At 63.1% G+C, this 14,631-nt stretch carries 15 protein-coding genes; 6 read left to right on the top strand and 9 right to left on the bottom strand.

Annotation, left to right across the window (positions count from 1 at the left end; translation table 11 throughout):
• Nucleotides 1–521: aldehyde dehydrogenase family protein (locus EYW42_RS12470; protein WP_135535618.1), on the top strand; the 521-nt coding region annotated here is incomplete at its 5' end.
• Between the two features lie 531 nt (nt 522–1,052).
• Here the strand turns inward: EYW42_RS12470 and EYW42_RS12465 are convergent.
• The 4 genes from EYW42_RS12465 to EYW42_RS12450 are packed head-to-tail and all read right to left on the bottom strand — an operon-like array spanning nt 1,053 to nt 2,792.
• Complete coding sequence (locus EYW42_RS12465; protein WP_135535617.1) at nt 1,053–1,856, bottom strand: nitrilase-related carbon-nitrogen hydrolase; 804 nt, start codon at nt 1,854–1,856, stop codon at nt 1,053–1,055.
• Entirely contained in the window at nt 1,853–2,287 is a 435-nt protein-coding gene (locus tag EYW42_RS12460) for an SRPBCC family protein (protein WP_135535616.1), read from the bottom strand. Before EYW42_RS12460 ends, EYW42_RS12465 begins: the two co-directional genes overlap by 4 nt.
• A 42-nt stretch (nt 2,288–2,329) precedes the next feature.
• Nucleotides 2,330–2,554, bottom strand: a complete 225-nt coding sequence (locus tag EYW42_RS12455; protein WP_121819898.1) for a DUF7123 family protein — start codon at nt 2,552–2,554, stop codon at nt 2,330–2,332.
• A gap of 55 nt (nt 2,555–2,609) precedes the next feature.
• The gene (locus EYW42_RS12450) at nt 2,610–2,792 is read right to left on the bottom strand and encodes a DUF7525 family protein (protein ID WP_135535615.1); all 183 of its coding nucleotides are present in this window, start codon (nt 2,790–2,792) and stop codon (nt 2,610–2,612) included.
• 78 nt (nt 2,793–2,870) lie between these two features.
• Here EYW42_RS12450 and EYW42_RS12445 point away from each other — a divergent pair, with 78 nt between their 5' ends.
• Together EYW42_RS12445 and EYW42_RS20140 are read left to right on the top strand one after the other, a co-directional pair.
• Nucleotides 2,871–3,890: an LEA type 2 family protein gene (locus EYW42_RS12445; RefSeq protein ID WP_135535614.1), complete on the top strand. Its 1,020-nt coding sequence runs from the start codon at nt 2,871–2,873 to the stop codon at nt 3,888–3,890.
• 136 nt (nt 3,891–4,026) lie between these two features.
• Nucleotides 4,027–4,455: a DUF7528 family protein gene (locus tag EYW42_RS20140; RefSeq protein WP_135535613.1), complete on the top strand. Its 429-nt coding sequence runs from the start codon at nt 4,027–4,029 to the stop codon at nt 4,453–4,455.
• A 277-nt stretch (nt 4,456–4,732) separates the two neighbouring features.
• Here EYW42_RS20140 and EYW42_RS12435 read toward each other — a convergent pair whose 3' ends face one another.
• The gene (locus EYW42_RS12435) at nt 4,733–5,989 is read right to left on the bottom strand and encodes a Glu/Leu/Phe/Val family dehydrogenase (protein ID WP_135535612.1); all 1,257 of its coding nucleotides are present in this window, start codon (nt 5,987–5,989) and stop codon (nt 4,733–4,735) included.
• Nucleotides 5,990–6,089: 100 nt separating this feature from the next.
• Nucleotides 6,090–6,947, bottom strand: a complete 858-nt coding sequence (locus tag EYW42_RS12430) for an HpcH/HpaI aldolase/citrate lyase family protein (protein WP_135535611.1) — start codon at nt 6,945–6,947, stop codon at nt 6,090–6,092.
• Nucleotides 6,948–7,190: 243 nt separating this feature from the next.
• On the opposite strand from EYW42_RS12430, the gene EYW42_RS12425 reads away from it, so the two are divergent.
• The 3 genes from EYW42_RS12425 to EYW42_RS12415 all read left to right on the top strand — a co-directional run bounded on the left by EYW42_RS12425 (nt 7,191) and on the right by EYW42_RS12415 (nt 10,883).
• On the top strand, nt 7,191–9,044 hold the full coding sequence (locus tag EYW42_RS12425) for a DUF7289 family protein (protein ID WP_135535610.1): 1,854 nt from the start codon (nt 7,191–7,193) through the stop codon (nt 9,042–9,044).
• Between the two features lie 106 nt (nt 9,045–9,150).
• Nucleotides 9,151–9,609, top strand: coding sequence for a MaoC family dehydratase (locus tag EYW42_RS12420; protein ID WP_135535609.1), 459 nt, complete (start codon nt 9,151–9,153; stop codon nt 9,607–9,609).
• A gap of 173 nt (nt 9,610–9,782) precedes the next feature.
• A complete protein-coding gene (locus EYW42_RS12415) occupies nt 9,783–10,883 on the top strand; it encodes a hypothetical protein (RefSeq protein ID WP_135535608.1) in 1,101 nt (366 codons plus the stop codon).
• Here EYW42_RS12415 and EYW42_RS12410 read toward each other — a convergent pair.
• The 3 genes from EYW42_RS12410 to EYW42_RS12400 form a co-directional block, all read right to left on the bottom strand.
• Nucleotides 10,880–12,679 carry an acyl-CoA carboxylase subunit beta gene (locus tag EYW42_RS12410; RefSeq protein WP_135535607.1) on the bottom strand — a complete coding sequence of 600 codons (1,800 nt, stop codon included), beginning with the start codon at nt 12,677–12,679 and terminating at the stop codon, nt 10,880–10,882. The genes EYW42_RS12415 and EYW42_RS12410 overlap by 4 nt on opposite strands.
• A 179-nt stretch (nt 12,680–12,858) precedes the next feature.
• On the bottom strand, nt 12,859–13,383 hold the full coding sequence (locus EYW42_RS12405; protein ID WP_135535606.1) for a redoxin domain-containing protein: 525 nt from the start codon (nt 13,381–13,383) through the stop codon (nt 12,859–12,861).
• A 56-nt stretch (nt 13,384–13,439) separates the two neighbouring features.
• Nucleotides 13,440–14,510: a Vms1/Ankzf1 family peptidyl-tRNA hydrolase gene (locus EYW42_RS12400; protein WP_135535605.1), complete on the bottom strand. Its 1,071-nt coding sequence runs from the start codon at nt 14,508–14,510 to the stop codon at nt 13,440–13,442.
• Between the last annotated feature and the right edge of the window lie 121 nt (nt 14,511–14,631).

Here is a 14,631-nt window from a genome sequence, read left to right as displayed (position 1 = left end):
AGCGGTACAACGACCTGGCACAGCAGGAGGGCGCGAACGTGCTGGTCGACCGGACGGAACTCGACGACGAGGAGATCCCGGACGGGCACGAGGACGGCCACTGGGTGGGGCCGTTCGTTTACGAGGCTGACTACGAGGAGGACCTGCGGTGTCTGAAAGAGGAGGTGTTCGGCCCGCACGTTGCGTTAGTGGAGTACGAGGGAGACATCGACCGTGCGATCGAGATCCACAACGATACGCCGTACGGGCTCGCAGGAGCGGTGATTTCGGAGGATTACCGGCAGATCCACCGGTTCCGCGACCACGCGGAGATCGGGCTGGCGTACGCAAACCTGCCGTGTATCGGCGCGGAGGTCCAGTTGCCGTTCGGCGGCGTCAAAAAATCCGGCAACGGCTACCCCAGCGCCCGCGAAGTCATCGAGGCCGTCACCGAACGCACCGCCTTCACCCTCAACAACTCCAAGGAGATCGAAATGGCCCAGGGCCTCTCGGCCGACATCAAGACTGAGGGCGACGAGTAATCGGTAAGTACCACAGGGCGCGTGCGAGCCGTGATCGCACCCGCAGAGAAGGCGACGAGTGAGCGGTGAGAGCTGGTCGGGCCGTGACCGACCGGCGGTCTATCCTTCGTAGAATCCGACGTCTGAGCGGTGAAGACCCGAGCAAAGGTCGTGTCCGAACTGCGGTTTCGAACACGCGGACAAAGAGGCTCCAGCGACGAGCACTGCGAAGCGCGTGCCAGCAATGCTCGCCCGACTCACGGGTCGGAGAGTTGCCAGGAGCGGACGGAGATGACCAAAATGACCAGATAGCTTCGCACAGATGCGAACGCGCGGCGACCCCGCTCGATACCGCCGCCGGCGAAGTTACTCCGTGTCGTACGGAAAGAGGACGAGGATGGAAGATGCGGTCGGGACGCCCCGGATCGGAACCGCCCGGGCGGTTCCGGAAGTGGACGTGGACGCGAGCGCGACGGGCTTGCCGGTTCGACGTGAAAAGCGTCGGATACCGGCACACAGGAGTACGGTATGAACCCCAATAAACCCACGGTCTTAGTCGCGGCGACGGTCGCGCAGGGCGGGGAACTCCGTTCGGACGCCTGTGACCGCGTCGGGGTCGGCGTTGGCGGTGACGAGCGTCGGATCGTCGTCGCTACTGGCGATCGGCGTGCCCCAGGGGTCGTAGACGGTCGACCGACCCAGTAGTTCCGCGTCGTCGAACGCGCCACTGCCGTTTATCGTCGCCACGTAGAACTGGTTCTCGATGGCGCGGGCCCGCGAGAGCGTCCGCCAGTGTTCGACCCGCGGATACGGCCAGGCGCTCGGGACGAGCGTGAGCGTCACGTCGTCGGCGAACTCGCGGTACAGTTCGGGGAACCGGAGGTCGTAGCAGGTGGTGACCGCGACCGTGTGGTCCTCGAAAGAGGCGACCTGGACGCGGTCGCCGGGGACGAGCAGTTCGTTTTCGGCGGATTCGTAGCCGAACAGGTGGTGTTTCCGGTAGACGAGGCGGCGCTCGCCGGAGCGGTCGAACAGGACGGACGTGTTGGCCAGCCCATCGTCGGCCGGGGTGTACGCTGTGTCCGTCGCTTCCAGGTCCTCAACGATACTCCCGGCGAGGACGCCGATGCCGTGGTCGTCGGCAGCGTCGGCTATCCGCGTGAGCGTCTCACCGTCGAGCGGTTCCGCGTGGCGGTGGTAGAGATCGAAGGCGAAGTAGCCGACGTTGAAGATCTCCGGGAGCGCAACGAGGTCGGCGCCGTCAGCGGCGGCAGTCGCGATGGCCTGTTCGGCGCGCTCGACGTTAGCAGTCACCTCGCCGCTCTCGATCCGGATCTGTGCGAGCGCGACCTTCATGCTTCGACGCCGAAGTCGGCCCGGAGCGACGTCTCCAGATTGTCCAGTTCTTTGTCTAGGTTGCGTTCGAAGAAGCGCTCGACCCCGGGGAGGCGGCCGTCCACGATGAACGTGTTGATCAACCGGCTCCCGTTCTCGGTCGGCCGAATCTCGTGTTCGCCGCTAACGCGCATTATCTTGGACCGACCGACGAACTTCACGTACCGTGGCGGGTCCCGTTCGACGTCTTCCGTCCGAACCTTAGCCGACGCGTCGAGCAGGGGAATGGGGAGTTCGACGTGCCAGATCGCCTCTCGACCGTCGTTTTCTTTCAGTTCGAAGTCGGTGACGACGCTTATCGAGCGAGCGCGTTTCTCCGGGTCGGCGATGAATTTCCAGACGCGCTCGGGCGACACGTCGAACTCGAACGTCCGCTCAACCCGGACAGTCATGGTAGAAGGTCCGACCTGTAGTGATAAAAGTCCGCTGGAACGTTAGCTCTGGGTGACCTTCCACGTCGTCGAACGTGCCCGGCCCCACTTTTCGATATCGACCTCGTCGCTCTTCTCCGCGAGGCGCGGCAGACGCACACCGACCTGCTTCGCCGATAGCTCGATGGCGTCGGCGATGTTTTTCGCCCGGAAATACTGCTCACCCCGGGAGACGCTCTCGCGGAGGTAGGCGAGGATGCGTCGTTCCTCTTCGGTGTACTCAGTCATCGTATTCACTCCAATGTAGGGCAGTGATACGTATAACCATTTCTGTGGTTCGGACTCACCAGTAGAGGTGAATGTAAGCGATTGCGAGCGAAGCGAACAACATAGCGGCGGCAAAGCCCCAGGCGGCCGTCTGTTCCGGCGCTCCGGCGAACATGGCGACGGCCCCGCCCGCAGCGAGGAACGAGAACAACATCGCAAATCCGATCCCCTTGTCCGATACGACGGTATCTGTAGTCATACCCGTTCCTTCCAACGGCGGGAACTTAGTTCATACTATTGAGAAAGCATATACCGGACGGCGGCTATCCCCGGCACGATGGATAGTACATGGCTCAAATCGGCGTTACTGGGTAGCAAAGCCCGGATCGCCGTGACAGCTGTCGGGGCTCTCGTGGTAGCCCTCGGTGCGACCGTCGCTCTCGGCGTGTTCGGGGTTCCGAGCCTCGAAAGCGTCGACAACGAGTTCGGCGAGACCAACGAGACGACGACGGTCGTCGCCACGGACCTCGCGCTGGACAATCCCAACCCGTTCGGGACCGGGTTCGTGGGCGTCTCAGCCGAGTACGCGATTCGGATGAACGACGTGGAAATGGCGGAAGGAACGAAAGACAACATCGGTACCGGGAGGAGCACAGTTCATCTGGAGACGTACATGGACAACGGGCGGATCCCGGACTGGTGGGTCTCTCACGTCCGCAACGACGAGCAGACGGAGGTCGCTATCGACGCTGAGGTGCAAGCGGCAGGGCAGACCGTCCCCATCGAACGAGAGCGGACGATAAACACCAGCATGATAGAGCGGTTCAACTCCAACGAGACCCGTCCGATCAACGGTAGCACCCTGCTCGTCGACGACCCGGTGCTATACGTCAACCAAACCCGCGGCGACTGGGGGGAAGTCACCGAATCGGAGACGCCTATCGATACGTCGTTCATCGCGTACAATCCCAAATCCGTCCCCTACACCGTTACCGAGATGAGATACGAGATCACGATGAACGACGTGACGGTCGGCGAAGGGACGAGTCGGGAAGAGTACGTCATCGCGCCGGGAACGACCGAACGGATATCCACGCGCACCGCGATCCGGAACGAGAACCTCGACGACTGGTGGGTGACGCACGTCCGTAACGACGAGGTGACCGAACTCCGCATCGAGTTCGAGGCGACGGTCCAACTCGATGACCCGTCGTCGATAACTGGCGAGACGGTCGAAATCAGGGTACCGCTGAACGAACTCACGCACGAAGAGACGATCGAAACGGACCTCCTCGGGAGCGAGAACGGAACCGACGACAGGACCGAGAACGTTTCGCGGAGTGTGCCCCGGGCGTAAACAACGGGCCGATAGAGTTTTAAACATCCCCTCACGAACTACTGTTGCATGACACGGAGTACTTCCGCTCCTGATCGAGTTCTTCTCCGGCGATGAGGTATCGGTATCCACGACAGACGACGGCGAGTCGGTCGTAATCGAAGTCGACGACGACGAACACGAATTACCGCGTAGCGACGCTGTTGCACTGCGAGAGGCCATCAGCGACGCGGTCACGGAGACCCGCGAGTTCTTCCGGACGGCGGGAACGTTCCGAGAGGACGGGTCCTACGAGGTGAGCCGCCGCGGTGCGGACTCCTCGGGCAACGCGAAAGTGTTCGAGAGCTTCGACGCCGTCAAACGCCTGTACGGCCGCCTGCCCGACCAGTTCGACGCATCGGACGTCGAACACACCGGGATCACCGGGTCGCGCAGACACATGATGGTTCGGCATTTCGCCGAACATCCGGCGTTCGACTGCCAGATCGACCAGCGAAGCCCGCTGACCGCCGAAAAGACCGCCACGGACTCCGACGAACCGACCGACCGATCGGACGCGGCGCAACCGAACGCGACGGCCGACTAGCCGTCACGCCGTTTTGCGGTGTGAGATGTGTGAGGAGCGGCCGGTAAAGAGAAGCAAACCACTCGGCCGCGCTGGCGTCTGTGAGCGATAGCGAACAGCGCCAGCGGACGGGGAAGGGCAGGTACTCGGAGCGTGTCGCGGCGACCGCCGGCGTCTTCGCGAGCGGAGCGAGTGGCGGTTCGGGAGAGCAACGCTCACCCGGTGACTCGCGCAAACTGGCGGGCCGTAGCGAGAATCCCAAACCGATTTCCAACCGCCAGGCGCTCACACGTGCTTTCTATGGCCAGTTCCCGGACTGTTCATACGCGTCCAGCACGCGCTGGATGGCGACGACGTAGGCGGCCGTTCGGAAGTTCGGAAGGTCGTGCGTCTCGAACGCGGTGGTCAGGTCGTCGAAGGCGTCGATGATGATCCCTTCGAGTTCGTCGTTGACCTTCTCCTCGGACCAGTAGAAGCGCTGACGGTTCTGGACCCACTCGAAGTACGAGACGGTGACGCCGCCGGCGTTCGCGAGGATGTCGGGGACGACGGTAACGTCTTTCTCGGTGAGCACGTCGTCTGCCTCGGGAGTGAGCGGGCCGTTGGCCGCCTCAGAGATGAGATCGGCGGAGACCTCTTCGGCGAGGTCGCCGTCGATAGCGTTCTCGAGGGCCGCCGGAACGAGCAGGTCCACATCGAGGGTGAGGAGGTCGTCGTTGGAGATCTCCTCGTCAGCCTGGGGGAAGCCGACCACGCTGCCGGTCTCGCGCTTGTGGTCCTTGGCGGCGACGGGGTCGAAGCCGTCCTCGCTGTAGATACCGCCGCTGGAGTCGGAGACGGCGACGACGGTCGCGCCAAGTTCGGCGATGAGCTTGGCCGTGATCCACCCGGCGTTCCCGTAGCCCTGGACGGCAACGGTGGCGTCCGAGATGTCGCGGTCGAGATACTCGAACGCCTCGCGGGCGGCGATGACGGTCGAGCGGCCGGTCGCCTCGACGCGGCCGGCGCTGCCGCCGCTGGAAATGTCCTTGCCGGTGATGACGCCCGGCGCGGTCGTGTTCTCCAGCGTCTCGTACGTGTCCTTGATCCAGTTCATCTCTCGCTGCCCGGTGTTTACGTCCGGAGCGGGGATGTCGCGGTCCTCGCCGATGAGCGGACGGAGTTCCTTCGCGAACGAGCGGGTGAGACGTTCCAGTTCGCTCTCACTGTACTCGTTCGGGTCGACCGTGATCCCTCCCTTGCCGCCGCCGTACGGGATGCCGACGGTCGCACACTTGTACACCATCCACCCGGAGAGCGCCTTCACCTCGTCGCGGTTGACGCCCGGGTGGTAGCGGATACCCCCCTTGTACGGCCCGCGGTCGCCGTTGAACTGCGACCGGTAGGCGCGAAACACCTCGATGGACCCGTCGTCCATCTCGACGGAAAGGTTGGTCTCGAGGACGCGCTCCGGGTTTTTGAGGCGGGTTTGGATGCCCTCACTGATATCGAGATGCGCCGCAGCATCGTCGATTTGCTCCTGTAGACTTTCGAACGGGTTGGTCTCCCCTGTCATACTTTGATGGTCGGCCACTCCGGGTAAAAGGTATTGGGTACGGTATGAATATCGTACCTTCAACCCCTAATACGCATATGGGGACGTACGAGGTACAGAATCAATCAAAATCGACATCTCCGGCGGCGTGCGCCCGTTCGAGGACGCGTTCGGCCTGTTGTATCAGCGGTGCGTCGACCATCTCATCATCGACACGGACGACCCCGTCGTCCGCATCGCTCGTCGCCTCGACGATACGGCGCGCCCACTGAATGCGCCCCTCGTCCGGCGTGAACGCGTCGTTTATCGGGTCGACCTGCGACGGATGGATCGCCATCTTCCCGTCGTACCCCAGTTCGACGGCGAACTGCGTTGCCTCGCGGAGACCGTCGGCGTCCTCGATATCCGTGTGTACAGTGTCGATAGCGTCGATGCCAGCCGCGCTGGCGGCCAGGACTACGTGTTCACGAGCGTACAGCACTTCGGTCCCATCGCTCGTTCGCGTCGCACCCACATCGGCGGACAGGTCTTCCGCCCCGAACAGTAACGCGTCCGTCGGGTCGGCAGCGGCGATCGACTCCGCGTGTAACACGCCGGCGGCCGACTCGACGAGCGCCATGACCGGCAGGGACCGGTCGTGTTCGTTCAGTATCCTGTCGAGCGTTCGCACGTCGTCCTCGTCGCTCACTTTCGGAAGCAAAACCCCGTCGACCCGCCCGATCGCCTCGTCGGAAAACACCGCTTCGACGTCGTCGTCGGCCTCCGTACCGACCGGATTGACGCGAACCCACACCTCACAATCGGGATCGAACTCCGGGTCGGCGAGAACGTCGTGGACTGCCGTTCGCGCGTCGGATTTCCTCGCCGGAGCGACGGCGTCTTCGAGGTCGAATACGACGACATCCGTGCCCGTTCCGGGCGCTTTTCGGAGAAGGTCTGGTTGGTCTCCCGGACTGAACAGGACGCTTCTTCGTACCATATCTCCGATTCGCCGAGGAAGGCTATCAAACTATGCGGACTGTCGTGCGTTCACGGACAGACATCGCAACTCAGCCCGCCAGTATAATTCCCACATCCTCCCCGCATAAATCATATCCGTTCGTTATTAACAGATGGGGTATACTTACGTAGATCAGACACCTCTGTCTCGGTGAGATAGCAGACTGGCGAGGGTATCGAGCGACAGCGGGGGATTAAACGATATCAATGCCGCAGAGAGATAATGAGAGATACTAATTCGGCACAAATTTCGGACGACGGGACAGACCGGGCTACTGATACGATGACGACTGGTGGTGGCAGTTCCGTCGAATCGCTTCGGGACGCGGAACACGCACAGTCGTCAGTCATCGCTGTTGTCCTTCTCGTCGGTCTCACTGTTACCGGTGCCGCTACCGTCTTTCTCGTCGGGTCGACTGCGATATCGGAGTCGCAGGACGACGCGGAACTGGAGAACGCTGAGAACGCCCTCGCACAGATAGACTCCAAGGCGAACCGCGTCGCCGCGGGGTCGAACAACACGGAGGAGATTCAGGTCACGGACTCAGACGCCGGCGAGACGTGGGTCGAACCCCAGGCCGGCAGCGTGAATATCACCGTCGAAAACGAGACGACGGGCAATGTGAAACAGGTGCTACTCGACGAGGAACTCGGGCAGGTCGTTTACGAGATAGACGGCGAACGGATCGCCTACCAGGGCGGTGGCGTCTGGCGGTCGACTGAAAACAGCAGCCGAATGCTCTCGCGACCGGACATTCACTACGAGGGGGGCGAACAGGACAACCCGACCTCGACCATTCCGCTGACGCTAATCGACGGGAACAGATCGTCGGGCGACTCGCTCACCATCTCCGATAACGGAACCGAACTCCGATATCCGATTCGCGGTAACGAGAACCGCTCGAACCCCATCCTGAGCGGACAGATCAGACTCACCATCCAGAGCGAGTATTATCTGGCCTGGGGGGACTACCTCGAACAGTTGACCGGTGGGATCGCGGACTACGATCACGCAAACAAGGAGGTCAGTATCGTTCTCATTTCGCCTCGGGACCGCGATAGCCTCCAGCAGGGCCTGTTCCAGACCGGGTCGGACACGGACCTCACTATCGGTGCCGGGGGCGGGACTGCGACAGTCGACAGTTACAACTCCTCGAAAGCCACCTACGCCGCCCAGAACACTGAAAACGGGTCGATCCGGACGGCCGGCAACGTCGACGTCCAGAGCAACGGCGAGGTGTACGGAGACATCATCGTCGGCAGCGACATCGCGATCCAGGCGTCCGCCGCCACGATCACAGGAAACGTCTCCTACGGCGGCGTGAGAGGCAACAAGTTCAAGGCAGGTGCTGTGGACGGGTGGATAGCGAACAACGCGTCGGTCAACAGCACCCCGACCATTCGAGCGTACGTGGAAGGTCGAGTCGACCAGTTCAGCAACGGGACAATCAACGACAACAACGAGGAAGGTTGGGCCTTTACGAGTAACGACCGACTCGACTTCGGGAACAACGGGGGCGATATAACGCTTCCCAGCGATCCTGACGGTCGGCGGTACTACGTCAACGGCGACTTGGCGATGAGCAACGGCGATAACCTGACCTTCGACACGACGGACGGCAACGTCTACGTCGGCGTCGAGGACAGCCTCACGATGGACGAGGACGCGAACATCACCGTCGACGGTCAGGGAACCGTCCGCATCTACATTCTCGACGACTTGACGATGAACGATCAGGCGTCCGTGTACGTCCCCAAAGACAACGCCACCAAGATGTGGGTGTACGGAACGCCCGAGACGGATGTCGACTTCGACGGGAACGGGAAGAGCAATAGCCCGGAGTACATCGGTGCGATCTACGCTCCGACGACCGGTGACGGATCCGGCGGCGTCAGCATCGACAACCACGTCGAAGTGTACGGCGGTATCGTGGGCGGTCAAGCGGACATCCAACAGGGGTCTATTCACTTCGACGAGGCCCTGCGAGGCGTTGACCCCCTGCCGGTCGACGAGTCGATCCCGCGGGTCACTCACCTGCACCTGAGCGTCAATCGCGTTCACGTCGAAGCCGACTGATTCTGTCGGCTCGTGATGACGGAGCCGTCACGGCGGAATCACTCACTGGCGGGCAACGGTATGAAAGTCGGTGCGCTTTTCTTCCCGGTTCCCGTCGGTCGGATCTATGCCCGGCCGGTACTACGAGCAGTTCGAGGTCGGCGAGACCATCGAACACGACAAGCGGCGGACGGTGAGCGAACGGGACAACCAGGCGTTCTGCGATATGACGATGAACCAGCAACCGCTCCATCTGGACGCCGAGTTCTCCGCGGACACGCAGTTCGGCGAACGCCTCGTCAACGGCCTGTATACGATGAGTCTCGCGGTGGGGCTGACCATCCCGGAAACGACCGACGGCACTATCGTCGCTAACCTCTCGTACGACGACGTAGAACATCCCGCTCCGGTTTTTCACGGCGATACGCTCCGCGTGCAGTCGACGGTGACGGACAAACGGGAGACGAGCGACGGTGAGCGCGGCGTCGTCACCATGCACGTCGAAGCGTACGCGGTCAACCGCGAGGACGAACTCGTCTGTGAATTCGACCGGACCGTGCTGGCGAAAAAAGCGCCTGACGCCTGAGAGGGATCGTAATTCATCTCGGTCTTTCGCTGACCTCCATCGGGAATATCGGTTCACCGGTTTGCGACGCTCTGAGCGCCACTGATGAGTTCTCCGGACAGTTATGATCAGCGAGCGGTAGGTCCGCGACCTTTTCGCAGTCGGCGTGGTACGTTTCGAACACCGCACCGACAATGAGTGACCGACGGGAGGTTCTGGCGGAGGAACGGGAGGCGATCGACGAGATCGACTTCGACGAGCACGTGCCCTCGTTCCTCCGATTAGAGGAGGAAACCGGGTTCCGACAGTGGTTCCTGATCACGGGAAACCGCCTCGCCGTTGCACTCGTCTTGCTCGCCGTCGTGTTCATCTCGCTTTTCGCGTGGGGAATGTTCAGGCCTCTCGAGATGCGCACGCTACTGACCGAGACGACGACCGTCCAGACGCTGTTCAACACGATGCTTTCGGGGATCATCCTGCTGGTCTCTATCGTCGTCTCGGTCAACTCTATCGTCCTGTCACAGGAGCTAACGTCGCTGGAACAGCAACAGGGCCGGATCGAATCGTCGATGGAGTTCAGCCGCAGTATCGAGGAGTACGTCAGCGAGGGCGTCGCGCCGACGACGCCGCCGGCGTTTCTCGACGTCTTGCTCGATACCCTCTCGGACCGGGTAACGGACTTACAGGAGATCTGCGCCGAGGTTCCGGACGACGAACTTCGGGCCGACGTAGACGCGTTCACCGCGAAAGTGCTCACTCACATCGACGAGGTGGATACCCAACTGGAAGGGGACTCCTCGGGCACGGCGGACATCCTCCTGGCCGGGTTGAGCTACGATTACTCCTGGCAGCTGTACGCGGTGCGACAACTACGCGCGAAACACGACGACGTTCTCCCGGAGGCAGCGGACGAGATCATCGGCGAGTTCCTCGAGGCGCTGAAGTATTTCGCGACCGGACGGGGGTACTTCAAGACGCTCTACTACGAGCAGGAGTTCGCGAACCTCTCGAACACGCTGTTGTACGTTTCGTTGCCCGCGATCGTCTTCCTGTCGCATTTCCTGCTTGCGCTCGACGCCGCCCAGATACCCGACGTACAGATACTCGGCGTCGACCCGCTGATGATCTACGTCATCTTCGCGTACACGTTCGCCCTGGCACCGTACATCGTCTTCACTTCGTTTCTCATCCGTAGCACCGTCGTCGCTCGCCGCACCCTCGGTGCCGGACCGTTCGTCGTGCGCCACGACACCGTCGAATTACGGGGCGAGAAGTCCGGCGCGGAGGACGACTAGAGTATCGTCCCGTGTTTCTTGTCGGGGAGGTCCTTTTCGACGCCCTCGTAGAACGCGAACCGCGCGGCGAGTTCGTCGCGGAGTTCGCTCGGCGGGACGATGTCGTCGATGACGACCTCGCTCGCCATCCGGTGGGCGTCGATGTCGTGGCGGTACTCCTCGCGCTTTTCCTCGACGAACCGCTCGCGTTCGGCCTCGTCGTCGATCTCGTCTATCTTCCGGCGATACACCGCGTTGATGGCCGCTTCGGGACCCATGACCGCGATCTCGCCGCTGGGGAGTGCGATCGTCGATTCGGGGTCGTAGGCCGGACCGCCCATCGCGTAGATGCCCGCGCCGTACGCCTTGCGGGCGACGACGGTCTGTTTCGGCACCGTCGCGGATGACGTCGCGTAGATGAACTTCTTGCCCTTCTCCAGGATGGCGTCTTTCTCGACCTGCGACCCGGCCATGAATCCGGGCGTGTCACAGAGGTACAACAGCGGGATGTTGTACGCGTCGCACGTCCAGATGAACCCGGCGGCCTTCTCCGCAGCGTCCGGGAAGATGGCGCCTGCCCGGTGTGCCGGCTGGTTGGCGACGATGCCGACCGGTCGGCCGTCGATGCGGGCGAACGCGGTGATGATCTCCTCTCCGTAGTCGCGTTGGAGAGGGAAGTAGGACCCGCTGTCGACGACGCGGTCGATGAGGTCCTCCATGTCGTACCCCTTGTTCGGGCTCTCCGGGATGACGGAGTCGATACCCTGCGGCGACAGCTTCGGGGGTTTCGGTTCGCTACGTGGTGGGTCGTCGTCCGCACTGTCGGGGAGGTACGTGACCAACTGGGCGACGAGTTCCCGGGCGTGTTCCTCGTCGCGTGCCACCAGGTCCGCGCTGCCGGAGTGTTCGGCGTGGACCTTCGCTCCGCCTAGGTCCTGCATGTCGATGTCCTCGCCGGTGACCATCTTGACCATCCGGGGGCTGGCGATAGCCATCGCGCTCACGCCCTCTACCATCACCGTGAAATCGGAGAAGACTGGAGTGTAGGCCGCGCCGGCGATGCAGGGGCCGTAGAGCACGCAGATCTGTGGAACGCGCCCGGAGAGCATCGAGTGGTTGTAGTAGTACTTTCCGATCCCCTCACGGTTGGCGAAGAAACCCCGCTGCTGGTCTATCCGCGCGCCGGAGGAGTCCATCAGGTACAGCACGGGTCGCCCGCTCTTGAGCGCGCGCTGTTGCATCCTGAGGAACTTCTCGACGCCTTTCTCGGCCATGCTCCCAGCCTTCACGGTGAAGTCGTTGGCCATGAAGTGGAGGTTTCGGCCTTCGAACTCGGCCGCACCGGTCAGTAGACCGTCGCCCGGCAGGCGGTCGCCGTCGTCCTCGCTCCCGTCCGTTCCGTCGGGGTGCCAGGCGTCGAAGTTGGCGAACTTCCCGTCCTCGAAGTGGATACCGCCGGCGGCACCGGACCCGGTCTCGCCGCTGGTCCCGTCCGCGTCGTCCTCGTCGCCGAACCAGAGGTCGAGCCGGTCGCGGACGAACAGTTTCCCCTGCTCTTCGAGGCGGTCGCGGTACTTCTTCGGACCGCCCGCCTCGATGTCCGCTATCTCCTCCCTGATTTTCTCCTCGCGTTCCGTCGGTCCCAGGTCGTCCGTCTCCGCCGGCGCGTCGTCGCCGCTGTCGGTAACCTCGTGGCTAGCGACGAGTTCGTCGTCGCCCGCGTACACCTCCACGGAGTCGCCGACGTGTTCCGCGAGCGCCGCCGCGATAGCGGAAGCCTCTTCCTCGCTGGCCGCCTGACCGATGCGGACTTTCATAAACGATCCTGCGACGGGTCGTCTGAAACCCTTTTCTATTTACAATATTTGCGAACCCCGCGCGACGCTCCCCGCCGGTGACGGGTCCGCTCGGGTCATACTGTTTGACGGAGCGTCGTGACGAGGTTCGATATCTCGGCGTGTCGACAGTCGTCGTGGACCTCCGTCCGACAGTGTCGCTACCCGACGCGGTACTCGACTTCGGGCGCGTCGACGTCGACGCCCAGTTCGGCGAGCGCCGCGGCGGCACCGTCGAACGGTGACTCGTCCGGCACTTCGAACGGGTCGGCGAACGACCGGGCGTGTCGAACCGTCCAATCGGAGTCTACCACGAACAGCGCCCGACCGGGGATGTCGCGGTGGCCGTGCCAGTCGTCCAGACTAACGCCGTACGCGTCGGCGACGCCGGCGTGGAAGTCGCTGAGAACGGGGTAGTTCAGCGCGAGATCCTCGTACGCCCTCGCGTTCGCGAAGACGCTGTCGCCCGTGAGACCCCACACGAGCACGTCGTCTCGCTCGGCCCACTCCGACTCGCCGAGCGCCCGGAGTTCGTCCCGGCAGACCGGGGCGTGGGCGGACGGAACGAACGCGAGAACCGCCCCCGCTACGTCCTCGACGAAGCGGACCAGTTCGTACATCTCCGGCTCGCGCCCCTCGACGCCGGAGAGCGTGAAATCCGGTGCCGTACCGCCGATCTGAACCATGACGGTGTATCCGCGCCCGGGAAAAAGAACCTGCCGCTGAAACCGGAACGTCTCCGTCACTCGATAGGAAACCGAAGGAGCGCGCCGACGCCGCCGAAGGCCTCCGCGAAGCGCTGACCGCCCTCGAAGTCCGTCGAAACGACGACCGTCTCGCCCCCCTCTTCGGCCGCCGCCTCCTCCAGTTCGGTCACGTCTTCGACGGACAGCGAATCGGCGAGCAGCATCGTCTCGACGGCTCCGAACTCCAGGGCCTCCTCGGTCACGTCGCGCCCGTACACGACCGTCTCGCCGTCCTCCTTCAGTGCGGTGTAAAACTCGTCTACGGCGTCGCGTGCGGCCCGCTGCTCGGGGTCGAGCAGTTCCTCTTCGGCCCGGTCGACGAGTTGGCGAAGCCCCTGCTCCGAGGCGTACTCGACCGGGAACGTGCCGCCCTCGATCCGCTCTTCGAGTCGGTAGTCGAGGTAGTCGCCCTCCAGAAACGCGTCGGCCGTTACCGTCGTTCCGCCGACTAGCAGGCGGTCGACCGGATCGTCGCCGAGGAACGCGCGCTTTGCCTCGTCGGCCACCTCGCCGAAAAAGGCCTCTTTCTGTCGCTCCCGCTCCCGTTCGAACCGGGCCGCCGACTGGCCGCCCGCTCGCGTCTTGCCCATCACCTGACTCTCCAGTCGCTCCTCGACAGTCAGGTCGTCGCCGACGAGACGGCCCAGGACGGCAGCGCCGCGTTCCACGACGACCAGACCGTCGGTCGATTCGGGCATCGTCGCGCCGTCAAGCGGGTCGGCGTCGAACTCGTACGTCCACTCCGCAACGGGGTGTGGGAGGTCGTCGAAGACGTGCGAGACGGTCTCGCCGCCGACGTCGCCGGCGTACACGACGAGACCGTTCTCCGGGAGCGCATCGTACTCCAGCAGGACCCGCCGAGCGCGTTCGAGAGCGTCCCGGTCCGCATGGCTAGCGTGGTCCGCGTCTAGGTATTCGGCCTCGGCGTGGTCCTCCTCTATCTCCTCGCGGACCGCGCCGAGTGACCGGTCCGGCGGAACTGCGAGCGTGAGCAGATCCGTGTCGCCGCTTTCGGCGGTTTCCACGCGTTCGATGCGCTCGCGGAGTTCGTGGTCAGTGGTCGTCATCGGAGTACCACTCGTACGCCACCCAGCGGTGTAACGCTCGGGAACTGTTCGGCGGGTGACCTGACTGTCTGTCGGGGAGAAAATCGGACAACGACTGCGGACGGATCGATCAGGAGTTCGG

The sequence above is a fragment of the Halostella pelagica genome, assembly GCF_004762015.1.
In the GTDB taxonomy this organism is placed as follows: domain Archaea; phylum Halobacteriota; class Halobacteria; order Halobacteriales; family Natronoarchaeaceae; genus Halostella; species Halostella pelagica.
The sequence above is the reverse complement of the archived record's forward strand: the minus strand, read 5'-3'. Positions and strand labels throughout refer to the sequence as shown.

Coding starts and splice junctions, on each gene's coding strand:
- EYW42_RS12435 (WP_135535612.1), bottom strand. CDS start 5,989: ATGACAGGGGAGACCAACCCGTTCGAAAGTCTACAGGAGCAAATCGAC.
- EYW42_RS12445 (WP_135535614.1), top strand. CDS start 2,871: ATGGATAGTACATGGCTCAAATCGGCGTTACTGGGTAGCAAAGCCCGG.
- EYW42_RS12415 (WP_135535608.1), top strand. CDS start 9,783: ATGAGTGACCGACGGGAGGTTCTGGCGGAGGAACGGGAGGCGATCGAC.
- EYW42_RS12455 (WP_121819898.1), bottom strand. CDS start 2,554: ATGACTGAGTACACCGAAGAGGAACGACGCATCCTCGCCTACCTCCGC.
- EYW42_RS12425 (WP_135535610.1), top strand. CDS start 7,191: ATGAGAGATACTAATTCGGCACAAATTTCGGACGACGGGACAGACCGG.
- EYW42_RS12450 (WP_135535615.1), bottom strand. CDS start 2,792: ATGACTACAGATACCGTCGTATCGGACAAGGGGATCGGATTTGCGATG.
- EYW42_RS12405 (WP_135535606.1), bottom strand. CDS start 13,383: ATGGTTCAGATCGGCGGTACGGCACCGGATTTCACGCTCTCCGGCGTC.
- EYW42_RS12430 (WP_135535611.1), bottom strand. CDS start 6,947: ATGGTACGAAGAAGCGTCCTGTTCAGTCCGGGAGACCAACCAGACCTT.
- EYW42_RS12465 (WP_135535617.1), bottom strand. CDS start 1,856: ATGAAGGTCGCGCTCGCACAGATCCGGATCGAGAGCGGCGAGGTGACT.
- EYW42_RS12400 (WP_135535605.1), bottom strand. CDS start 14,510: ATGACGACCACTGACCACGAACTCCGCGAGCGCATCGAACGCGTGGAA.
- EYW42_RS12410 (WP_135535607.1), bottom strand. CDS start 12,679: ATGAAAGTCCGCATCGGTCAGGCGGCCAGCGAGGAAGAGGCTTCCGCT.
- EYW42_RS12460 (WP_135535616.1), bottom strand. CDS start 2,287: ATGACTGTCCGGGTTGAGCGGACGTTCGAGTTCGACGTGTCGCCCGAG.
- EYW42_RS12420 (WP_135535609.1), top strand. CDS start 9,151: ATGCCCGGCCGGTACTACGAGCAGTTCGAGGTCGGCGAGACCATCGAA.